The sequence below is a fragment of the Caballeronia insecticola genome (genome assembly GCF_000402035.1).
GTDB lineage: Bacteria > Pseudomonadota > Gammaproteobacteria > Burkholderiales > Burkholderiaceae > Caballeronia > Caballeronia insecticola.
Genome location: NC_021288.1, coordinates 770,542 through 792,413, shown reverse-complemented (window position 1 = coordinate 792,413; position 21,872 = coordinate 770,542). Strand labels below are relative to the sequence as shown.

At 64.5% G+C, this 21,872-nt stretch carries 21 protein-coding genes; 10 read left to right on the top strand and 11 right to left on the bottom strand.

Features of this window, described 5'->3' with window-relative positions:
* Nucleotides 1-330: 330 nt before the first annotated feature.
* The gene (locus BRPE64_RS24220; protein ID WP_016347541.1) at nucleotides 331-1,272 is read right to left on the bottom strand and encodes a LysR family transcriptional regulator; all 942 of its coding nucleotides are present in this window, start codon (nucleotides 1,270-1,272) and stop codon (nucleotides 331-333) included.
* Nucleotides 1,273-1,374: 102 nt separating this feature from the next.
* On the opposite strand from BRPE64_RS24220, the gene BRPE64_RS24215 reads away from it, so the two are divergent.
* Complete coding sequence (locus BRPE64_RS24215) at nucleotides 1,375-2,796, top strand: aldehyde dehydrogenase family protein (RefSeq protein ID WP_016347540.1); 1,422 nt, start codon at nucleotides 1,375-1,377, stop codon at nucleotides 2,794-2,796.
* 54 nt (nucleotides 2,797-2,850) lie between these two features.
* On the opposite strand, the gene hpxZ is transcribed toward BRPE64_RS24215, so the two are convergent.
* The 5 genes from hpxZ to BRPE64_RS24190 are packed head-to-tail and all read right to left on the bottom strand — an operon-like array spanning nucleotide 2,851 to nucleotide 6,824.
* On the bottom strand, nucleotides 2,851-3,231 hold the full coding sequence (hpxZ, locus tag BRPE64_RS24210; protein ID WP_044043170.1) for an oxalurate catabolism protein HpxZ: 381 nt from the start codon (nucleotides 3,229-3,231) through the stop codon (nucleotides 2,851-2,853).
* Between the two features lie 14 nt (nucleotides 3,232-3,245).
* A complete protein-coding gene (locus BRPE64_RS24205; protein ID WP_016347538.1) occupies nucleotides 3,246-4,670 on the bottom strand; it encodes an AtzE family amidohydrolase in 1,425 nt (474 codons plus the stop codon).
* Nucleotides 4,667-4,858: an AtzG-like protein gene (locus BRPE64_RS24200; protein WP_044043168.1), complete on the bottom strand. Its 192-nt coding sequence runs from the start codon at nucleotides 4,856-4,858 to the stop codon at nucleotides 4,667-4,669. The genes BRPE64_RS24205 and BRPE64_RS24200 overlap by 4 nt, the downstream gene beginning before the upstream one ends.
* An 11-nt stretch (nucleotides 4,859-4,869) precedes the next feature.
* Nucleotides 4,870-6,021, bottom strand: coding sequence for an amidase (locus BRPE64_RS24195; RefSeq protein WP_016347536.1), 1,152 nt, complete (start codon nucleotides 6,019-6,021; stop codon nucleotides 4,870-4,872).
* Nucleotides 6,018-6,824, bottom strand: coding sequence for a cysteine hydrolase family protein (locus BRPE64_RS24190; RefSeq protein WP_044042949.1), 807 nt, complete (start codon nucleotides 6,822-6,824; stop codon nucleotides 6,018-6,020). The genes BRPE64_RS24195 and BRPE64_RS24190 overlap by 4 nt, the downstream gene beginning before the upstream one ends.
* Nucleotides 6,825-7,020: 196 nt before the next feature.
* Between BRPE64_RS24190 and BRPE64_RS24185 the strand changes: the two genes are divergently transcribed.
* From BRPE64_RS24185 to BRPE64_RS24165, 5 genes are all read left to right on the top strand, one after another.
* Nucleotides 7,021-8,046, top strand: coding sequence for a BMP family protein (locus tag BRPE64_RS24185; protein ID WP_016347533.1), 1,026 nt, complete (start codon nucleotides 7,021-7,023; stop codon nucleotides 8,044-8,046).
* On the top strand, nucleotides 8,043-9,614 hold the full coding sequence (locus BRPE64_RS24180) for an ABC transporter ATP-binding protein (protein ID WP_016347532.1): 1,572 nt from the start codon (nucleotides 8,043-8,045) through the stop codon (nucleotides 9,612-9,614). The genes BRPE64_RS24185 and BRPE64_RS24180 overlap by 4 nt, the downstream gene beginning before the upstream one ends.
* Entirely contained in the window at nucleotides 9,611-10,729 is a 1,119-nt protein-coding gene (locus BRPE64_RS24175) for an ABC transporter permease (RefSeq protein ID WP_016347531.1), read from the top strand. Before BRPE64_RS24180 ends, BRPE64_RS24175 begins: the two co-directional genes overlap by 4 nt.
* Nucleotides 10,726-11,643, top strand: coding sequence for an ABC transporter permease (locus BRPE64_RS24170; protein ID WP_016347530.1), 918 nt, complete (start codon nucleotides 10,726-10,728; stop codon nucleotides 11,641-11,643). Before BRPE64_RS24175 ends, BRPE64_RS24170 begins: the two co-directional genes overlap by 4 nt.
* 65 nt (nucleotides 11,644-11,708) lie before the next feature.
* A complete protein-coding gene (locus BRPE64_RS24165) occupies nucleotides 11,709-12,422 on the top strand; it encodes a TetR family transcriptional regulator (protein ID WP_044043166.1) in 714 nt (237 codons plus the stop codon).
* 5 nt (nucleotides 12,423-12,427) lie between these two features.
* On the opposite strand, the gene BRPE64_RS24160 is transcribed toward BRPE64_RS24165, so the two are convergent.
* Genes BRPE64_RS24160 through BRPE64_RS24145 form a run of 4 tightly spaced genes read right to left on the bottom strand, consistent with a single transcriptional unit; the run spans nucleotide 12,428 to nucleotide 16,649 of the window.
* Nucleotides 12,428-13,324: an ABC transporter permease gene (locus tag BRPE64_RS24160; RefSeq protein WP_016347528.1), complete on the bottom strand. Its 897-nt coding sequence runs from the start codon at nucleotides 13,322-13,324 to the stop codon at nucleotides 12,428-12,430.
* Nucleotide 13,325: 1 nt separating this feature from the next.
* Nucleotides 13,326-14,240 carry an ABC transporter permease gene (locus BRPE64_RS24155; protein ID WP_016347527.1) on the bottom strand — a complete coding sequence of 305 codons (915 nt, stop codon included), beginning with the start codon at nucleotides 14,238-14,240 and terminating at the stop codon, nucleotides 13,326-13,328.
* 26 nt (nucleotides 14,241-14,266) lie between these two features.
* Complete coding sequence (locus tag BRPE64_RS24150; protein WP_016347526.1) at nucleotides 14,267-15,556, bottom strand: ABC transporter substrate-binding protein; 1,290 nt, start codon at nucleotides 15,554-15,556, stop codon at nucleotides 14,267-14,269.
* Nucleotides 15,557-15,593: 37 nt separating this feature from the next.
* Nucleotides 15,594-16,649 (bottom strand): ABC transporter ATP-binding protein, encoded by a 1,056-nt coding sequence (locus BRPE64_RS24145; protein ID WP_044042946.1) that lies wholly within the window; start codon nucleotides 16,647-16,649, stop codon nucleotides 15,594-15,596.
* Between the two features lie 283 nt (nucleotides 16,650-16,932).
* On the opposite strand from BRPE64_RS24145, the gene BRPE64_RS24140 reads away from it, so the two are divergent.
* From BRPE64_RS24140 to BRPE64_RS24130, 3 genes are read left to right on the top strand one after another with little or no spacing between them, the layout of a single operon-like run.
* The gene (locus BRPE64_RS24140) at nucleotides 16,933-17,850 is read left to right on the top strand and encodes a polysaccharide deacetylase family protein (protein WP_016347524.1); all 918 of its coding nucleotides are present in this window, start codon (nucleotides 16,933-16,935) and stop codon (nucleotides 17,848-17,850) included.
* Nucleotides 17,847-18,560 carry a GntR family transcriptional regulator gene (locus BRPE64_RS24135; RefSeq protein ID WP_016347523.1) on the top strand — a complete coding sequence of 238 codons (714 nt, stop codon included), beginning with the start codon at nucleotides 17,847-17,849 and terminating at the stop codon, nucleotides 18,558-18,560. The genes BRPE64_RS24140 and BRPE64_RS24135 overlap by 4 nt, the downstream gene beginning before the upstream one ends.
* A 1-nt stretch (nucleotide 18,561) precedes the next feature.
* Nucleotides 18,562-19,149: a flavin reductase family protein gene (locus BRPE64_RS24130; protein WP_016347522.1), complete on the top strand. Its 588-nt coding sequence runs from the start codon at nucleotides 18,562-18,564 to the stop codon at nucleotides 19,147-19,149.
* Here BRPE64_RS24130 and BRPE64_RS24125 read toward each other — a convergent pair.
* On the bottom strand, nucleotides 19,140-21,323 hold the full coding sequence (locus BRPE64_RS24125; protein WP_016347521.1) for a hybrid sensor histidine kinase/response regulator: 2,184 nt from the start codon (nucleotides 21,321-21,323) through the stop codon (nucleotides 19,140-19,142). The two genes, BRPE64_RS24130 and BRPE64_RS24125, sit on opposite strands and share 10 nt — an antisense overlap.
* Before the next feature lie 266 nt (nucleotides 21,324-21,589).
* Here BRPE64_RS24125 and BRPE64_RS24120 point away from each other — a divergent pair, with 266 nt between their 5' ends.
* Entirely contained in the window at nucleotides 21,590-21,853 is a 264-nt protein-coding gene (locus BRPE64_RS24120) for a hypothetical protein (protein ID WP_016347520.1), read from the top strand.
* Nucleotides 21,854-21,872 lie beyond the last annotated feature (19 nt).

Below are 21,872 nucleotides of genomic sequence, written 5' to 3'. Positions count from 1 at the left end.
GCTCGACCGCCTGCGGCTCCGAACGTACTCCGTCGCGGCGGCGCAAGAAGAAGGGGTTAACCAGCGGGTGAGTTTCGACAGGGAATTGCAAGGCACGCTTGCAACCCTTGGCAAGGCCTTATCGCGCGGGCTTCGGGCGCGTTTCAACGCAGCGCATCCTTGCGCGCTTTCCTCACGCAGCGATGAAAATCGCGATAAACAAAACTGATGGGGCCGTAAAGGCTTCGCATTGACATGCGAAGGCGGTTCGCGCTGTCGATGAAAAATCGCTGCGGTGCACACGCACGCCGCGATCACGAAAAGAGATACAGCCTCCGATCGACCGACGCATCAGCGCCGCTTCACGCGGGGCTTCGACTTGCGCGCCGCACGCGCCCGCTTCGCATCGGCATGTTCGCGAATCAGCTCAATCAGCATGCGCAGGCCTGCGGGCACATGCCGTCTGCCCGGATAGTAGAGGCACAGTCCGTCGAGTGGTGGCGTCCAGTCCTCGAGCACGCGCACGAGCGTGCCTGCTTCGAGATCCGCGCCGACGTTCCATTCGGTCAGGTAAGTGAGCCCGAGACCGGCGCGCGCCGCCGCGAGCATGAGGCCGGGATCGTCGAGCGTGAGCGCGCTTTCGCCGTCGATGCGCAGCGCCTGCCCGTGTTTCTCGAACTCCCATTGATAGATGGACCCGCTCGGCATGCGGCTGCGTATGCAGCGATGCGCCGCGAGATCCGCAGGCACACGCGGCGGCGCGTGCTGCGCGAAGTACGCCGGACTGCCGACGACCGCGAAGCGCTGCCGGTCGCCGAACGGCACGGCGATCATGTCCTGCGGCACGGTTTCCAGCAGGCGAATGCCCGCGTCGAAGCCTTCGACCACGATATCGATCATTCGTCCCTCGGTGACGATATCGAGCTTCATGTCGGGATAGCGTTCGAGAAACGCGATGAAGAGCGGCATCACCTGATTCGCCGCACCCGTCGACGTGTTGATGCGCAGCGTGCCCGACGGCGTGTCGCGAAAGCTGCCGGCCTGTTCGAGCGCATCGCGGATAGTCGAGAGCGCGGGCGCGACGCTTTGCACGAACTGCGCGCCCGCTTCGGACAGCGACACGCTGCGCGTCGTCCGGTTGAACAGCCGCACGCCGATGCGCGCCTCCAGCGCTGCCACCGCATGACTCAGCGCGGAAGTCGACACGCTCATTTCGCGGGCCGCCGCCCGAAAACTGCGGTGGCGCGCCACGGCCAGCACCGCTTCGAGTTCGCTCAGTCCGGATGTCTTCATTGTCCTAAATCGCTCAACAGGTCTTTCAGGATTGTACGGCTAGTCGAATCAATAGAATGGGCCTATCTTGTCTTCGATAGCAGCCATTCACCGGAATCGACCATGCAGATCATCGATCAGATTTATATCGACGGCGCGTTCGTCACGCCGCACGGCGACGAGTTCTTCGAGCTCTTCGATCCTTCCACCGAGACCGTGATCGGACGCGTGCGCTTAGCCGATGCGCACGATGCACGCGCCGCCATCGCCGCTGCGAAGCGCGCATTTCCCGCGTTTTCGCGCACCGGCAAGCATGAACGCATCGATATGCTGAAGCGCATGTACGAAGCGGTGGCCGCGAAGGAAGACGCGCTCTTCGACGCTATCGTCGACGAATACGGCGCGCCCGTGTCGCGCGCTCGCTGGATGGCGCGGCATGCAAGCAGCGTCCTGCTCGATGCGGCCAACGTGCTCGAGAGCTATGCGTTCGAACGTCGCGCGGGCACGGCTCGCGTCGTGATGCAGCCGCTCGGCGTCGCGGGCCTGATCACGCCATGGAACAGCGATGCGGGCTTCATCTGCGGCAAGCTCGCGGCGGCGCTCGCGGCGGGCTGCACGGCCGTGATCAAGCCGAGCGAGATGAGCGCGATGCAAACGCGCGTCGTCACCGAGGCGCTGCATGCGGCCGGTTTGCCGCCGGGCGTGTTCAACATCGTCACGGGGCGCGGCGAGACGGTCGGCGCGGAAATCAGCGCGCATCCCGATGTCGCGAAGTTGTCGTTCACCGGTTCGACGGCGGTCGGCAAGACGATCCTGCGCACCGCCGCCGACACGCTCAAGCGCGTGACGCTGGAACTGGGCGGCAAGTCGCCGATGATCGTGCTCGACGATGCGAATGTCGACGAAGCCGTGCTGCTCGCACTCGATGCGGGCTTCATGAACAGCGGTCAGGCGTGCATCGCGGGCACGCGCATTCTCGTGCCGCAGACGCGTTTGCGCGAGTTCGAGGAAAAGATCACGCGCGCGGTCGCGGAGTTTCGTTCGGGCGATCCGCGCGATCCACGAACGCGCATCGGACCGATGGTGAGCCGCAAGCAATGGGAGCGCGTGCAGCGTTATATCCGCATCGGCATCGACGAGGGCGCGCGTCTGATCGCGGGCGGCGAAGGGCGGCCCGAAGGCGTGAACGCCGGATGGTTTGTGCGTCCAACTATCTTCAGCGACGTGCGCAACGACATGACCATTGCGCGTGAGGAGATCTTCGGTCCGGTGCTGTCGATCATTGCGTATGAGGATACCGAGGACGCGATCGCCATCGCCAACGACACGCCTTATGGGCTGCAAGCCTACGTCTGTTCCGCCGATGCCGCGCGTGCCGAGGCGGTGGCCTCGCGCATCGAAGCGGGACGCGTGCTCGTCAACACGCTCGCGCACGAACCGGCCGCGCCGTTCGGCGGCTTCAAGCAATCGGGCATCGGGCGCGAGTACGGCACGTACGGGCTCGAAGCGTTTCTCGAACCGAAGTCGTTGCTGGGCGTGAGTTGATGCGCGAGGTGCGGCGCTCGAAGATCGTGGCGCTGCTGCGCCGGGCACATGTCCTTACGCGCCCATCCAGCTCACATGCGCGCTCACCACGCGCCAGCCTTCGGGCATCTTCACCCACGTCTGGCTTTGTCTGCCGATGCGCGGTTCGCCGTCACGCCTGAACTCGATATTGGCGACGGCGAACGCATCGCCATAAGTCGTCACGACGCGCGCCGTGATAGTGCGCGCGAGGCCTTGACCCGGCCGCGCGGCGCGAAACGCGCGAATCGCATCGTAGCCGTAGAGGTTTTCCGTCGCGCCGTAGCGCAGCGTATGCGGCGAGTCGAAGAAGAGCGTATCGAGCACGGCGACGTCGTTGGTGACGAGCGCGTGCTCGTAGGCGTCGAAGGCTGCATCGACTTCGGCGAGCACGTCGGACCGATTGATTTCGTTCATCTCGTTCATGCCGTTCATGCGTCCGCTCCCGAAGAAAGCAAGGCTTCATCGAACGATGGCGGCGGCGGACAATACGCGACCTGCGCCGCTTCGAGTCTGCGCGCGGCCTCGAACGCGAGATCCTCGCGCCACGGCGGCGCGATCAGTTGCACCGCGATCGGCAGGCCGCTCTTCGTGCGCATGGGCACCGCGACGACCGGCAGCCCGAGACACGATACCGGCTGCGTCAGCAAGCCGAGATTGGGCCGCACGGCGAGCCGCTCGCCGTTGATGTCCATGAACTCGTCGCCGATACGCGGCGCGACCATCGGCGTGGCGGGCGCGATGAGCACATCGTATTGTTCGAACAGTTCGAGCACGCGCGTGCGCAAGGCCGCGCGCACGCGCTGCGCCTGCACGATCCACGCCGCAGGAAGAAGCGCGCCCGCAATCAGCCGGTCGCGGGACAGCGGTTCGCGTTCGTCGTAACGCGCGCGCAGATTGTCCATGTGCAACTGGCCGCCCTCTGCCGCGGTGATGAGGAAGGCCGCGCCGCGCGCCGCATCGGCATCGGGATAGTGCACCGTCTGCGATGCGCCCAGCGCATCGGCTGCCGCATGCGAGGCTTCGCGGGCATCGTCGTTCGCGTGATCGTCGAAGTAGCCGCCCAGGCGCGCCACGCGCAATGCGCCGTGCTGTCCTTGCGCCGGTTCGAACGCACGCTGCGCACACGCGGGATCGAGCGCATCGGTGCATTGCAACGCATCGTAGATGGCGGCGAGGTCGTCGACATCGCGGGCGAACGCGCCCATATGATCGAGGCTCGCGACGAACGGATACGTGCCGTGCCGCGACAGGCGTCCATACGTCGGCTTCACGCCGAACACGCCGCACAGCGATGCGGGCACGCGCACGGAACCGTTCGTGTCGGTACCGAGCGTGACCGGCACGAAGCCCGCCGCGACCGCCGCCGCGCTGCCGCCCGACGAACCGCCCGCCGAACGCGTGAGATCGTGCGGATTGCGGCACGGCCCCGCGTGATGATTCTCGGTGGTGAAGCCGTAAGCGAACTCATCCATGTTGAGTGCGCCGACGAGAATCGCGCCCTGCGCAACGAGGCGCGCCACGAGCGTTGCATCGTGCGTGGCGGGCGGCGCGTTCGCGAGCACGCGAGAACCGGCGATTGTCGCGATGCCTTCTATATCGAAGAGATTCTTCGCGGCGAACGGCACGCCCGCGAGCGGCGGCAATGCGTCGCCACGCGCGCGCCGCGTATCGAGCGCATCTGCTTCGCTGAGCGCACGTTCGCGCGTGATGGCCGTGAACGCGTTGACTTGCGCGTCGTGCGCATCGATGCGCGCGAGCGTCGCTTCGATCAACTCGCGCGCGCTGAATGCGCCATCGGCATAGGCGCGTGCGATGGCAAGCGCGCCGTGCGGGAAATGATCGTGTGCGGTCATGGGCGATACACCGGTGCGGGTTCGTCGCTCGCATCGACGGGATAGGCGAGCACGGGCGCGGCGAGCTGCGCGATGCGTGCGAATTGCGCCTTCACGCGCACGGCGGCTTCGCCGGAAAGTGCCGGGAAATGCAGTGCGAGCGCGGCGTCGGCGTAAGTGTCGAGCGCGGCGTCGGAAGAAGAGGACATGGCGTTCATGCTCAAGAAAGAGTGGGGAAGAGTTGACGCACGCGCGCAATCAACGCGCGATCACTGCCGCGCGGACCGATGAACGAAAGCGCGAGCGGCCCATCGGTTTCGTTCGCGACCGGCACCGTGACTTGCGGCAGACCGGCGAACGCGGCGACGGCGTTCATCGTGAGCGCATCGCGATAAAACGTACCGATGGCATCCGCCGATTCGTCGATGGCGAGCAGCGCGCGAGGCGTTGTCGGCAACACGATAAGCGCCTGATTCACGATGTTTTCGACACGCGCGGCAAGCGCCGTTCGCATGACGCGGCAGCGTTCGACTTCGGCATCGTCGAGCGATTTCATGCGTGCGAAGCGCGTGGCGATGTCCGCAGCAAAGCGCGGCGCATTCGCATCGATCCATGCGCCGAGCGACGCGCGGATCGCGTCGTCCTGCAAGTGCTGATACACGTTCAGCCAGCTTGCACGATCGCCCGCGAAGATCTCGATCGCATCTGTCGATGGCGACCATTCGCGCAGACGATCTGCATCGTCCGGTTCGGTGAGCGCGCGCGTATCGAACGCTTCCTTGAAGCGCACGAACGACGCGGGCACATCGACGGCGGGCGCGTCCGCGAACATCACGTCGGCCACGCGCGCGAGCAACGCGCCCGAGCGCGCGAACCAGCCGACCGTATCGAAGCACGGCGCGAACGGCAGCACGCCTTCGAGCGCGGCGTCATCATGCGTCGTACGAATGCCCCATAGTCCGCAGAACGCGGCGGGCACGCGGACCGAGCCGCCGGTATCGGTGCCGAGCGCGAAGTCCACTTCGCCGCTCGCAACCGCCGAAGCCGACCCGCTCGACGATCCGCCCGGCAACGCATACGGCCAGCGCGGATTCAACGGCGTGCCGTAATGCGCGTTCACGCCTTCGAGGCTGTAGGCGAGTTCATCGGTGATGGTCTTGCCGTCCACCGATGCGCCCGCAGCAAGCAGCTTCGCGACACACGGCGCATGGCGCGCGGCGGGCGCGTGCGTGGCGAGCCAGTCGGGATTGCCGCCGCCCGTCGTGACGCCGGCTACATCGATCAGATCCTTGACGGCGAAGCGCAAGCCGTCGAGCGGGCCGTGCGCGCTCGCCTCGACGTGCAGACGCGGACCGGGAACGAAGGCGCTCATCGTGCGGCTCCCTTCAACGCATCGGCGAATTGCAGCGAATCCGCGACGAAGCCATAGCACTTCTTCACGTTCCAGATGCTCGCTTCCGTGCAGAACGCGGGCGACGATGTCGCGCAGCAATCGGTCAGCATCACGCAGCCGTAGCCCAGGAAGTTGGCGTCGGTGAGCGTATTCATCACGCACTGATCGGTGTTCACGCCCGCGAAAAACAGCGTGCGCGCGCCGAGATTGCGCAGGATGCTGTCGAGCGGCGTGTCCCAGAAGCCGCTGATGCGGTACTTGTCCACGCGGATATCTTGCGGCGCGATCTCCAGTTCATCGACGACGGCCGCTGCCCACGAATCTTTCTCGAGCACGCGCGCGCCGTGCTCCGGCAGCGCCTCGCCGAGCCCGATGCCCGTGCCTTTCGGTTTGTACAGATGCAACTGGTTCGGCGGCATGTTGGCGAGATCGGGCCGGTTGCCCCAGTTCACCCAGATCACCGGCACACCGCTTTCGCGCGCGAGCGGCAGCAGGCGCTGCAATGGTGCAATCGGCGCGCGGTCCGCACTGTAATCGCCCCCGATATGGTCCACCCACCCGCCTTTGGTGCAGAAGTCGTTCTGCATGTCGATGATCACGAGCGCCGATTTTTCGATGTCGAAGCGCACTTTCTGCGGCTCCGAATCGAGTATCGCGATACGCGGCGCGGGCGTCTGCACGGCCATGTCGACGAGTGCGTCGGTGGCATGCCAACGGGTCTGCGCGAAAGCGCCGAGCGGGCCGCCGGGCATCGTCTGGCTTGGGTTTGATGCATGGTCCATCGGGTTCTCCGAAGCGGTGGATCGGTGCCGGCAGAACGCGCAACAAGCGCGGTGCGGCGACATTAAACGCAGGCGTTCTTCGACGCATGAGCAAGCGGCCGTTCATCGAGCGCAATGCGCATTGGCATCGAAGTTGCAATGAGCATTTCAGTCATGAATAACCTACTTACCGAAACTCAACGCAAAAGGAGTGCCAGTGATGTTCAGCCTGCAACAAGCTTCGCGCGAAAAACTGCGCCGCCGTCTCGTGCACCGCGTCGTCGTGACGGCAGGTGTCATCGCGCTTGCCGTGCCCGCGTTCTTTCTCTCCGATGCCTACGCCGCCGATGACGCAATGCGCGTCGGCGTGCTGATTCCGGGCTCGAAGACGGACAAAGGCTGGATGGAGTCGGGCTACGAAGGCGTGGTCGCCGCGCAGAAAGAGTTCGGGCCGAAGCTCAAGACGCAGATCATCGAGAACATCAACTATGCGGACATGGAGCAGGCGCTCACGAATCTCGCGACCAAGAACCAGCTCGTGATCGGCATTGGCGGACAGACGCAGGCCGCCGTGCTCAAGATCGCGAAGCGCTTTCCGAACGTGAAGTTCTCCGTCGTCGGCGGCAACAAGGGCGAGAACATGCCGCCGAACGTCGCGGGCTACGACGTGAAGCAGGCCGAGATCGCCTTCGTTGCGGGCGCGGCGGCCGCGATGTTGTCGAAGAACGGCGCGGTGAGTTATGTCGGCGGCATGGAGATTCCGTCGATCGTGAACGCGGGCAAGGAGTTCGGCAACGGCGCGCGCTACGTGAACCCGAAGATCAAGTACTTCGAGAGCTATACGGGCGACTTCGACAACGTCGCCAAGTCGCGCGAAGCGACCGCCGCGGCCATCGCGCAAGGCGCCGACGTTCACTATCACATCCTGAACCTCGGCCTGCGCGGACTCGAACAGGCGGCGAAAGAAAAGAACACGCACGTGATCGGCAGCTATACGGACCGCTGCGGAAGCGATCCGCTCTACATCGCTTACAGCATCACGGGCGTCGGTTATCAGGCGCAATACGCAATCGAACAACTCGAAAAAGGCCAGTGGCAGCCGGGCTACAAGGCGTTCGGCCTCGCGATGGGACCGAAGGCGTCGGGCATGGTCGTCTGCAAGTCGACGCCCGCGATGGACGCGAAGCTCAAGCAAATCGAAGACGACATCCTGAGCGGCAAGATCAAGGTGTCCGAGGGATGAGCGCGCTCCCGTCTCCACGGCCCGATGCCGCGCCGATCCTTTCGCTCGACGGCATCGGCAAGCGCTTTGGCACGTTCACCGCGCTCGACGGCGTCTCGCTCGATCTGATGCCCGGCGACGTGCATTGTCTGCTCGGCGAAAACGGCGCGGGCAAGTCGACGCTGTGCAACGTGATCTTCGGCGTGCATCAACCCGATTCGGGCGCGATGCGGGTGAACGGTGCGCCGTATCGTCCGCGCGATCCGCGCGAGGCGCTCGCAAACGGCATCGCGATGGTGCATCAGCATTTCAGTCTCGTCGACGATGCCAGCGTGCTCGACAATCTGCTGCTCGGCCAGGCGCGCGGATGGCTTCATCGGAAGCGCGAAGCCGAACGCGTGCGCGATGTGCTCGCGGGCGTCGGCCTCGAACTGGCGCTGGAGGCGAAGATCGCGGATCTGTCGGTCGGCGAACGGCAGCGCGTGGAGATCGTGAAGTGCCTGATGCGCGAGCCGCGTCTGTTGCTGCTCGACGAACCTACGGCCGTGCTGTTGCCCGCCGAGATCGACGCGCTGCTCGATACGTGCGAACGCGTTGCGCAACGCGGCTGCGCGGTGGTGCTCGTCACGCACAAGCTGAAGGAGATCAGCCGCATCGCCACGCATGCGACCGTGCTGCAATCGGGGCGTGTGGTGGCGCGCTCGGCATCGCCCGCGACGGACATCGACCGGCTCGTTCACGCGATGATTCATCGCGAAGGCGACGACACGCCGGACGATCTCTCCGCGCGGCTCTCGCTGGCCAAGAGCGCATCGCCGTATTCGCGCCCGCTGCAAGATGAAGTGCTGCAAGTCGATGGCCTCAGCGCGCGCGATGCCGATGGCGTGACGCGGCTCGCGGACTGCACGCTCGTCGTGAATCGCGGCGAGATCGTCGGCATTGCGGGCGTCGAAGGCAACGGACAAAGCGAACTGGGCGCGGTGCTCGCGGGCATGGCGAGCGCATCGGCGGGGCGCTTCTTTATCGCGGGCCGCGACATGACGCAGGCGAGCCCGCGCGAACTGACGCAGGCGGGCGTGGGCATCGTGCCGGAAGATCGTCACGCGGTCGGCTGCGTCACCGGCATGAGTCTGGCCGATAACCTGCTGCTCAATCATCTCGACCGCTACACGCGTGCAGGTTTTTTGCAGCGCCGCGCGATGCGTAGCGCGGCGCTCGAACTGATGCAGCGCTTCGACGTGCGCGCGAGCGGCCCCGATGCGCTGTTCGGCGGGCTGTCCGGCGGCAATCAGCAAAAGGCCGTGCTCGCGCGCGAACTGACGCTCGATCCGCTGGTTTTTCTGCTCGCCGCGCAACCGACGCGCGGTCTCGATGTCGGCGCGGTCGCCGCCGTGTACTCGCACATCCGCGCGGCGCGCGATCGCGGCGTGGGCGTGCTGCTGATTTCCTCCGAACTCGACGAACTGATGAGCGTCGCCGATCGCATCGTCGTGCTGTATCGCGGCCGCATCATGGGCACATGTACGCCCGATGCGGGCAATCGCGGGCGCATCGGCGCGTGGATGGCGGGCGCGGGAGAGACTGCATGAATCCGCATCTGAAGCTGCAACCCACGCTTGCGCAAGCGCCTGACGCGCAAAGCCGGCGCAGGCGCTTGCCGCAGTTGCGCGTTGCGTGCGTGATCGCGGCGGCCGTTGCGTTCGCGATGTGCGCCGCGCTCGCGTTGATCGCGCTGATGCATGTCTCCGTCGCCGATGCGCTAGCCGCGTTCGCCGACGGCGCATGGGGCTCGCCGTATGCAATCGGCGCGTCGATCAATCGCAGCATTGCGTTCGCGCTGGTCGGCACGGGCTTCGTCATCGCGAACCGCGCGAAGCTCACGAATGTGGGCGGGGAAGGGCAGCTCGCGATAGGCGGCATCGTTGCGACGGGGATGAGCCTTTATGGCGGCTGCGCGCATCTGCCGTTCGGTTTGTCGTTCATCGTGCCGATGCTGTGCGCCGCCGCAGCGGGCGCGATCTGGGGCGGCGTGCCCGGCGTGCTGAAGGCGAAGGCCGGCACCAACGAAGTGATCAGCACGTTGCTGCTGTCGTTCGTCGCGGTGTGGCTGCTTTACTGGTGCGTGCAGAGCGAGGCGCTGCTGCGCCAGCCGATGACGACCGGCGCCACGTTGCCCGAATCGCTCGAAATCCCCGATCTGACCAAGCTGCCCGCGATCTTCGCCGCGAGCGGCATGAACCTCAACATCGGCTTGCCGTTGACGATCGTGCTTGCCGTTGCATCGGCGATTCTGCTCACACGCACGCGCTTCGGTCTCGCACTGCGCGCGGCAGGCCTCAACGCGATCGCCGCGAAACGCGCGGGCTTGCCGATCGCGTCGTCGCTGGTCGGCGCGCTGGCGCTCGCGGGCGCGTTCAGCGGCCTGGCCGGGGCGCTGATGCTGCAGGGCGATCAATACTCGCTCAAGGCGGGCTTCTCGTCGGGCTATGGTTTCGATGGACTCGTCGTCGGCTTGCTGGCGCGCGGATCGATTACCGGCGTGTTTGCCGCTGCATTGCTGTTCGGCTTTCTGCGCTCGGGCGGCATCAACATGGAAATGGTTGCGCAGGTGCCGTCGGCGCTCGTGCTGATCGTGCAGGGCATCGTCACGATTGCGCTGGCGGGCGGCGCGTTGTGGCTCGATAAAGGAGAGGCACGGCGATGAATCTCGAACTTCTCGCAGTATTCGCGGGCGCCTCCATTCGTCTTTCGGCGCCGATGATGCTCGCCGCCACCGGCGAACTCGTGAGCGAGCGCGCGGGCGTGCTCAACATGAGCGTCGAAGGCATGATGCTCACCGGCGCGTTTCTCGGCGCAACATTCTCGTGGCTGACGGGCAGTCCGTCGATCGGCCTGTTGTGCGGCATGCTCGGCGTGATTCCGCTTGCGCTCTTGCAGGCGTTCCTGAGCGTGACGTTGCGCGCCAATCAGATCGTGACGGGCATCGGCATCAACATTCTCGCGCTCGGCGGCACGACGCTCGCTTATCGCGAGATTTTCGGCGAACGTTCGAGCGCCGTCATTCCGGGGCTCGCGCATTGGTCGCCGCCCGTGCTGGGCGCGTTGCCGGTGATCGGCGAACCCGTGTTCGGACAAGTGTGGCTGCTGTATGCGGGGCTCGCGGTGCTGATCGCGACATCGGTTGTCATGCGTCGCACGGCGCTCGGCATTGCACTGCATGCGACAGGCGTCGCGCCGCGCGCGGTCGATCAGTCGGGCTTGCCTGTTTCGCGCATTCGTTACGGCGCAGTGCTGTTCTCGGGCGTGATGTCGGCGGCGGCGGGCTGTTTCATTTCCATCGGCGACATCCACACGTTCACCGAAGGCATGACCAACGGCACAGGCTATCTCGCGATTGCGGCGATTATCTTCGGCAACTGGAAGATCGGCCGCACGGCGCTTGCGTGCCTGCTGTTCGGCGCGGCCACCGCGATGCAGTTTCAATTGCCGATGTTCGGCCTGCACGTGCCGACGGCGTTGCTCAGCATGGTGCCGTATTTGCTGGCGCTGGTTGCCGTGGCAGGCCTGATTGGCCGGCAGACTGCGCCGCCCGCGCTCACGCAGCCGTTCAAACGCTAACGGCGACGGCGCGACGGAGTACCATCGTGTCTCGTCGCGCCGTGTTCAACTCATCGATGGAATTCATGTCACGCACTGTCGTTTCCGTTTCCGGCTCTGCTTCCGCTTCCGCGAAGAAGAAAGAAGAACCCACGCGCCGCCAGCAGCTTGCCGCCAAGACGCGTGAGCGCATCTTCAGGATCGCCATCCGCGAATTCGCCGACAAGGGTTTCAGCGGCGCGCGCGTCGAAACGATCGCGAGCCGCGCGAAGGTGAATATCCGCATGATCTATCACTACTTCGGCGGCAAGGAAGCGCTGTATGTCGAAGTGCTGGAACGTGTGCTCGCGCGGCTGCGCGAAGCGGAACTGGCCGTGACGCTCGATGTGCGCACCGTCGATCCGGCGGCGGGCATCCTTCAGCTTTATGACTTCACCGAAGGGCATTTTGCGGCGCATCCGGAACTGCTGTGTTTGCTCTCGTGGGAGAACCTGAATCGCGCGCGCTATCTGAAGCGCTCGAAGGTCATTCAGGCGATGTCGTCGCCCGTGCTCGATAAGCTGCGCACGTTGATCAGGCGGGGCGAGGCGGCGGGTACGTTGCGCGGCGGTATCGATCCGCTGCATCTGTATGTGACGCTTGTGAGTCTTGCGTATTTTCACAAGTCGAATGCTTATACGATCTCGCGAATGTTCGATACGGACATGCTCGCGGCGTCGTGGCAGGTCGCGCATAAAGCGCAGGCGCATCAGTTGGTGCGGGCGTTTTTGGCGGAGGAAAGGGTTGTGGAGGTGGGCTAGTTGCGTCAGCCCCCGGCCTTCCTCCTCCTCCCAATCGCCCTCACAACCAACAACCCCCCCACCATCACCGCCAGCGACATCAACGTGGTCATGGTGCCGAGCGCATAGATCACAGGCGTCGTCACCGATGTCGTCAAGCCCTGCAATTCGAGCGGCAACGTATTCTGATCGCCGATAGCTTGCGACGTTCGCGCGATCTCATCCCACGACAACGTGAAGCCGAACATGCCCACGCCGATGACGGAAGGCCCGATGATCGGCAGCACCACATGCCTGAACGACTGCCACGGCGATGCGCCGAGATCGCGCGCCGCCTCTTCGTAAGCCGGGCTGAAGCGGTTGAACACCGCGAACATCACGAGCAATCCGAACGGCAAGGTCCACGTGAGATGCGCGCCGAGCGCGGACGTGAAGAGGCCCATCGACGTGCCCCAGCCATCCCCGAACGACTGGAAGCCCCATTCATTCGCGAGATACTTGATGAGCGTATCGAGCAGCCGGAACGTGAGACCGATGCCCAGCGACACGATGATCGACGGCATGATCAGACTCGCGACGGACACATAGAACACGGCCGTATCGCCACGAAAACGCCTGCGGAACGCAAGCCCCGCGCATAACGAGAACAGCACGGTCAGCACAGTCACTGCAAGCGCGAGCTTCACCGAGCGCCCGAATGCAGCCCAGATGTCGATGTCGCCGACACCGCCGCGCAGTGCCGCGAACCAGTGCAGCGAGACGCCGCGCATCGGAAACGTGAGGCCGCCTTCGGGGCCCTGAAACGACAGAATGAAGATCGTGATCACGGGCCCATACAGGAACAACACGAACAGCCCGAAGACCAGCGCGAGCCAGTAGAAACTCGCGGGCCGATGCTCGCGATGCATGATTGCGCCCGCCATGTCACAGCTCCTTTCTGATATCGACGACACGCGTGAGCGCCCACACGATCATGAGCACGACGGCCAGCAGGATGATCGCGTTGGCCGCGGCCGCGGGGAACTGCAGATAGCCCGTCTGCACCTGAATGATCTTGCCCACCGATGCGATTTGTTGTCCGCCCATCACGCCGACGGTGAGAAAGTCGCCCATCACGATGGTGACGACGAAGATCGAGCCAATCACGATGCCCGTCTTCGACAACGGCAGCACCACGTCGCGGATCACTTGGCAGCCGCTTGCGCCCGCGTCGCGCGCGGCTTCGAGCAACGCACGGTCGATGCGCATCATCGCGTTGAAGATCGGCACGATCATGAAGAACGTGTAGAGATGCACGAACGCGAGCACGACCGAGAAGTTCGAGTACAGCAGCCACTCGACCGGCCGCTCGACGAGATGCGCCGACAGCAGCGCCTGATTCACGATGCCGTTGCGGCCGAGAAGCGGAATCCACGAGATCATGCGGATCACGTTCGAGGTCCAGAACGGAATCGTGCAGACGAGGAACAGCACGGTCTGCATCGCGGTCGTGCGCACGTGAAAGGCCAGAAAGTAAGCGATCGTGAAGCCGAGCAACAGCGTCACCGCCCAGACGATTGCGCAGAACCTGAGCGTCGACCAATAGGTCTTGAAGGTCACGCACACGTCCGTCAACGAACTGCAACCGTCGAAGATCGCCGTGTAGTTCTTCAGCGTGAACGCCGGGATGATCTGATATTCGTTGAAGTCCCAGAAGCTCACGATCAACGTGATCACAAGCGGCACGATAAAGAACAGCACGAAGGTCAGCGTGAGCGGCGTCGCTTGCAGCCACGCGCTCACACGCCGATGACGCACCGGCGCTTCCTTCGCCTGCCGGAGATATTCGACAGATGCCATCGTCGGGCGCGCTCCCTTGGTCTATATCAAGCAGCAATAAACTCGTTCCACTTCTGGACCATGTAGATGTTCTCGTCCATCACGGCGTTCCAGCACGCGATCGCGCTCATGCGCTGCGTGTACGAACCGCCGTCGCGCACACTGCCGGCTTTTTCCAGCAACTGGCCATCGGGTGCCTTGATGTCCTGCGCGGCGGGCTTGCCTTCCATCCAGTAGTCCCACTCGTAGGCCTGCATGTGCGACTTCGCCGTGTCCGTCACGCCGGGATAGTAGCCCTGACGCATCAGATACGCGCCGGCCCAGCCGTCCTGGAACCAGTTGACGAATTCATACGCGGCATCGAGCTTCTTGCCCTGCAACGAACGCGGAAAGCCGAAGCCCGACGCCCACGAACGATAGCCTTCCTTGAGCGGCTGGAACTTGCAGGCGATGCCCATCGTGCGGACCTTCGTGACGGCGGGCGACCACATCGACTGAATCACCACTTCGCCGGAAGCCATCAGGTTCACACTTTCGTTGAAGTCACGCCAGAAAGCGCGGAACTGTCCGGCGCGCTTGGCCTCGATCAGCACCTTGATGGTCTGGTCGATCTCGGCCTTCGTCATGTTGCCCTTGTCGCCGTACTTGACCTGGCCCATCGCCTCGATCGCCATCGCCGCATCCATGATGCCGATAGCCGGAATGTTGAGCAGCGCCGCCTTGCCCTTGAACTGCGGATTGAGCAGGTCCGCCCACGTGGTCACGGGCCGCGCGATGAGATCGGGGCGAATGCCGAGCGTGTCGGCGTTATACGTCGTGGGAATGAGCGTCATCCACTCTGTGGGCGTTGCGCTGAACTCGGTCGAGCGCGCGCCCTTCAGGAACATCACCTTCTTCGGCGCGGTGCCCTGATCGCCGATCTTCTTGCCGTTCACTTCGCCCCGGGTCAGCACGGGCGTGATCTTGTCGGCGAGCTTGATGCGCTTCGCATCCATGCCCGCGAGCGTGCCGGCGGGAATCAGCTTCTTGAGCGAGAAGTATTCGGTATCGACGATATCGAAAGAATTCGGCTGCGTGATGATGCGCTTGGTGACGTCGTCTGTCGTGACGGGAATATATTGAATCTCGATGCCCGTGTCTTCCTTGAACTTCTTCGCGATGTCCGCGCTCTGGTTCACCGCCGTGCCGAGATAGCGCAGCGTGATCTTCTCCTGCGCATGCACATACGGAAACCCGGCGATGCCCGCCGCCGCCACCGCGCCCTTGATGAAGGTGCGGCGTGAAATGCCCGTGGTTGCCGTGTCGTCTTCGCGCGGCGTGGCTTGATCGTCGTTCATGGGTTTCTCCTCGAATTTGAAGTTGTGAATGCCGGGTTCACGCGGCGAGCGGATGCGCGTTCTGTTCGTCCCACCACGCCGTCACGCGCGCGCCGGGACTGAAGCGTTGCGGGTCGTAGTCGGCGTCGCTGATCATGGAGACGAGTTCGGGCGAGCCGTCGAGCGGATCGAGCGTCATGCGCAGATGCGTGCCCTGATACTCGGCCTCGCGCACCGTGCACGCCAGCCCGCCGATGCGCAGAAGCCCGCCGTCGCCCGCACTCGTTCCCGCCGCCACACCGTGCGGCGCGATGCGCAGATGATCCGCGCGCACCGTGAAGAGCCGCCCGTTCGCACCGAGCACGTTATGTCCGCCGAGAAAGCGCGCGACGAATTCCGTGCGCGGGCGGTTGAAGACATCGAAGGGCGTGCCGCTCTGCTCGATATGTCCGTGACTCATCACGACGACGAGATCCGCGAGCGCCATCGCTTCTTCCTGTGAATGCGTGACGTGCACGAAGGTGATGCCGAGTTCCTTCTGCCAGCGCTTGAGTTCGGCGCGCATCTGCACGCGCAGGAACGGATCGAGCGCGGAGAGCGGCTCGTCGAGCAGCAGGCAACGCGGCTCGTTGAGGAGCGCGCGCGCGAGCGCCACGCGCTGCTGTTGTCCGCCCGAGAGTTGCGCGGGCTTGCGATTCGCATAAGCCGACATCGCGACGAGGTCGAGCAACTCGCCCGCACGCTTTCTGCGCGCCTCCTTCGCGATGCCGCGCACCTTGAGGCTGAACGCGACGTTGTCGAGCGCGGAGAGATGCGGAAAGAGCGCATAGCTCTGAAAGACCATGGCCGTGCCGCGCGCGACGGGCTGCGCGCGCGTGACGTTGCGTCCGCCGATAAGCACGTCGCCTTCGGAGACCCATTCGTGGCCCGCGATCATGCGCAACGTCGAAGTCTTGCCGCAGCCGGACGGCCCGAGCAGGCAGCAATACGCGCCGCCCGGAATGCGCAGGTCGATCGAATCGACGGCGACCGAATCGCCATAACGCTTCGAAACATGCACGAGTTCGATATCGGCTGGGCTCGTGTGAACCACCGTGGATGCCGGCTGGACCATGAAGGCGTGTCCTGTGTGATGACCTGTATGAAGACGCTGATGCAATACAGCGGGCAAGCCATTGCAAGACATATGCCATTCGTGTTCTGCCGCACGCTCGCGGCACGTCGCGTAGAACTGCAACACGCGCGGACGTTAGGTCGTCGACGAATTGGCGCGCAACTTGCACACGATCGCGGACCCCGATCGTCAGCACTTGCGCATGCGCGGCGTGTGCGATCGCGGTGCGGATCACGTCCGCGTTGGGGCATGACTTAACCAAACCGGTTCATCCATATTCGACATGAACGACTTCGATCCGCTGAAGACGCATGAGCGCTTCGACTATCGCGCGATACACGAGAGCGACGGTTATCGCTGGCCAAACGGCGCGGGACTCGCCGTCTATCTCGGCTTCAATCTGGAGCACTTTGCCTTCGGTGAAGGACTGGGCGCGGCGCTCGGGCCGCTCTCGCCGCAACCCGATGTGCTCAACTTCAGCTGGCGCGAATACGGCAATCGCGTGGGCGCGTGGCGCTGCATCGAACTGTTCGATGCGCTCGATCTGCCTGCGGGCACGCTCATCAATACGTCGCTGTACGATCACTGTCCCGCGCTCGTCGAAGCGTGCGCTGCGCGCGGCGACGAACTCATCGCGCACGGTCACACGAACGCGCAACGTCAGAGCGATCTCGACGAAGCGGGCGAACGCGCGCTGCTCGCGCATTGCCGGGCGCGCATGCTCGAACGTTCCGGCGCGGCGCCGTCAGGCTGGCTCTCGCCGTGGATTTCAGAGTCGCATCGCACGCCGGACCTGCTCGCCGAAACCGGCTATCGCTACACGCTCAACTGGTGTCACGACGACCGCCCGGTGCGCATGAATACGCGCCATGGCCCGCTCTGGTCGATCCCGTATCCGCAGGAACTCAACGATCTGCCGATGATCATGGCGCGGCACATGGACATGCGCGATTTCGCGGACATGATCATCGACCAGTTCGACGAGATGCTCGAACAGACGCAGCGCGCGCGCACGCCGCAGGCGCTCGTGATGGGCATTGCGCTGCATCCGTATATCGTCGGGCAGCCGTATCGGTTGCGGCATTTGCGGCGCGCACTTACGCATATCGCGGCCGCGCGCAAGGACATCTGGCTGACGACGCCCGGCGCGATCGCGCGTCATGCCGATGCAGCCGTGCCCGTGCCGGCGCAGGCCGCATGAAGAGCATGAAGAGCGCGAAGGAGAGCGCGGACGCGCGCATCTATCGGTCGATCTTCGAGGGCGTGCTGAATCGCCGTCTCACGCCCGGCACCAAGCTGCCCGAGCCGGAACTCTGCGCGCTGTTCGGCGTGGGCCGTGCGGTCGTGCGGCGTGCGCTGGAAAAGCTCGCATACGATGGCATCGTCGTGTTGCGGCCGAACAAGGGCGCGGTGATCGCGCAACCGACGCAGGAAGAGACGCGCGCGATCTTCGAGGCGCGGCGTTCGGTCGAGCGCGCGCTCGTCGAACTCGCGGCACAGCGCGCGAGCGCCGCCGATATCGCCGCGCTGCGTGAGCAACTGGCGAAGGAACACGACGCGATGCATCGCTTCGATCAGCCATCATGGGCGCGGCTCGCGAGCGCGTTTCATCTGCGTATCGCGGCGCTTGCGGGCAACGCGATTCTCGAACACTATCTGACCGAACTGATCTCGCGCTGCTCGCTGATCGTTGGTGCGTATGAGCCGGTGGGGAACGCGCCGTGCGAGCACGACGAGCACACCGCGATTCTCGACTGCCTCGAAGCCCGCGATGCAGAAGGCGCGATCGCGCATATGACGGCGCATCTGCGCAGCCTCGAGGCGCGCATCGAGACATCGCGCATGCCGGGCGCGAAGGGGCTCGCGCAACTGCTCGGCCTCGATCCCGCGCAACGAACCGTAGTGGAGTGACATGCAAATCGATTTCGAAGCGATCACCGAGTACCAGCGTTACAAGCTGATGGCGAGCCTCATCGTGCCGCGTCCCATCGCGCTCGTGACGACGCTCGGCGCGGACGGCACCGTGAACGCCGCGCCGTTCTCGATGTTCAACATGCTGGGCGAAGAACCGCCCATCGTGATGATCAGCATCAACCGCCTCGCGGACGGCACGCTGAAAGACACTGCGGTGAACATCCCGCGCGAGAAAGAGTTCGTCGTGCATCTCGCCGATGAAGCCATCGCGCAGCAAATGCATCGCTGCGGAGAACGCTTCGCCGCCGATGTCTCCGAGCTTGAAGAGGTCGGCTTCACCGCGCTCGCTTCGACGCGTGTGAAGCCGCCGCGCATCGCCGAAGCGCCCGTCGCGTTCGAATGCGCGCTGTGGGAAACGCTGGAAACCACGAGCCGGCATATCTTCATCGGACGGGTGTTGATGCTACATGCGCGCGACGAACTCATCGATCTCGATACATGGCGCGTGCGTTTGCAGCACTATTTTCCCGTGGGGCGCTTCGGCGCGAGCGATTACGTGACGACGCGCGACCGCTTTCAGATGTGATGGCGCGCGGGCAGGCCGTCGAGCAGGGCCTTCAGATCGTCGATGTTGAACGGCTTGGCGAGAATCGCGACGCCCGTGCGTCTCGCCTGTTCGAGTTGATCGGCGTAGCCCGTCATCAGCGTGACGGGTTGTTGCGGACGCATCGTCCTGATCCATTCGGCGAGGCGGATGCCGTCATAAGTGCCGGGCATCTGGATGTCCGAGAGCACGAGATCGAACTCGTGGCCCGCTTCGAGCACGCGCAATGCGGCGTCGCCCGACGGCTCGTGATGCGCCCGCCAGCCGAGCACTTCGAGCACCGCGCATAGCCCGGCGGCCACTTCGTCGTTGTCTTCGACGAGCAGCACCGTGGAAGTAGGCGCATGACGCTGCACGCCGGACTCGGGCGCGGTGTCTTGCGGCGCATCGGCTTCGCCTGTCCAGCGCGGCAGATAGATGTAGATGGTCGTGCCGTAGCCCCACGCCGAGGTTGCGCGCGCCATGCCGCCCGCCTGCTCGGCCATCGCGAGCACTTGCGCGAGTCCGAGGCCGGTGCCGGCGCCCGGCGCCTTCGTGGTGAACAGCGGCTCGAACGCGTGCTTGGCGACTTCCGGCCGCATGCCGGTGCCGCTGTCCTTGCACGCGATCACGACATACTCGTTCTCGACGAGGCCACCGGGCACGTCCTGATAGCGCGCGTTGTTGCACTGGATATGGAGGTCGCCGCCATCGGGCATCGCATCCTTCGCGTTCACGGCGATGTTGATGAGCGCCGAAGTCAGCTCGGTCGCATCGACGCGCACGGGCCACATCGTGCCCGAGACCTGCGTGTGCAGCTTGACCTTGTCGCCCACCGATGCGCGTATGAGCGGCTCCGTCTCCATCATCCAGCGATCGAGCCGGATGACCTGCATCTGTAGCGGCTGGCGGCGCGCCACGCTCATCAGGCGGCGCGCGAGCGCCTGAGCACTGACGGACGCGCGCCCGACCGCGGTCACTTCCTTCTCGAGACCGTTATAGCCTTTTCGCCGCGCAATCTCCATGTTGGACGTGACGACCATCAGCAGATTGTTGAAGTCGTGCGCGACGTTCGCGACGAGATTGCCGAGCGCGCCCATGCGCTGCATGCGGCGCGTGGCCGCCTCGGCGGAGCGGCGTCGCGCGAGTTCGCCGCGCCAGTTGTGCCACGAGGCTTCTTCGGCTTTCAGGCGACGCAGCGAAAAGCCGATCAGCACCCATAGCGCGATGCACGGAATCAGCGCGATGGCCGCGATCGACACATCGCGCCGCCACCACGCGAGACGCACGTCGCGGATCGCGAAGCCCGCCGCAGCATAGAGCGGATAGTCGCCGACGCGCCGGAACGCCGTGAGCTTTTCGTCGTTGTCGAGCGGAGAAACGTAGCGCAGCAGGCCGGCGGGTTCGCCTTGCGCGAATGCGGCGGCGAGCACCGAATGACGTTCGGGCGCATGAGGCGGCGGCGCGGGATAGCGTGCCAGCACGGCGCCGTCCTCGCGATGCAGCGCGAGGGTGAGCGCGGGATCATCGGCGGAAAGTTGGCGATAGAAATCGATCAGATAGTCGCGCCGCAATGCAATCGAGATCGCGCCGAGAAAACGCCCGTCTTTCGCGACGCGCGCGGTGAGCGTGTTGACGATGTCGGTGTTCTTCACGCGCCCGCGCTCGGGCAGCGAGATGTGGAAGCGGGCGCGCGCGTCGCGTGTGGCGATGAAGTCGGCGCGATCGCCCACGGACACATCCGGCGCGGGCATGAAGCGGCTGCTGAGAATGAGATGCCCGCGGCTGTCGAGCACCGATAACGCCGCGATCTGCGGATGACTCTCGACGAGATGACGCAGCGCCTCGTGCAGCGCAGTCTGATCGCGCGCGATGAAATCCGCGTCGCCATTGCCGAGCATGTCTTCGATGCGCGAAATCAGTTCGCGATTGATGCTGAAGACCGTGTTCGCTTTTTCGCCGATCACGCGCACGAACTGTTGCAGCGATTCGCCCGATTCGGTGAGCGCGCGCTCATAGGTGTAATAGCTATAAAGCCCGAAGAAAGCGAACGGAATGACGACCGACGCTACGAGCGCAGTGAAGAAGCGCTTGCGCGCGGCGCGAAAGTCGAGCGGCGGCGGCGAGGGCAGGGGCTCGGCCGGGCCGAATCCGGGATGTTCTTCTGATTCGTTCATGACGCTTGTGCAGGCGCGTGCGAGCTTCGGCGCGAAGCCTCCATCGACGTCTCTCTCGTTTGCGGGATGTGAACAGGAGCCCGGCCATGCGCCAGGTTTTCGTCTGATTCCCGGCTTTTCGATGGTAGCACGCACGCCGCCCGATGCCGCGCACGATCGTGCACTGCGTGAAGGCACGCGCGAGAGGGTAGACTTGCGCCTCGAATGCGCGAAACGTGCTGCACCAATTCCGGTTCGCGCGAAATCAACGTTACAAGGAGCACGCAGTGAGAAGGACCGCCGAAAACAAGCTGAAGGTGGTCGCAGTACGGGTCGATCCACAATTCGAACAGCGGCTGCGGCTATTGGCGGAAGTGACGGGGCGCAAACAGTCGTTCTTCCTTCAGCAGATGATCGAGAACGGCATCAACGCGATGGAGGAGACCTGGCTGCCGGCCGGGATTCTGGAACAGGTGCGCAGCGGCGCGTTGCCGCAGCTCAAGGAGAGCGCCGCGACCGCAGACCTGTTCGGGGGCGAAGTCGCCGACTGACGGGCATATACGGGAGAGG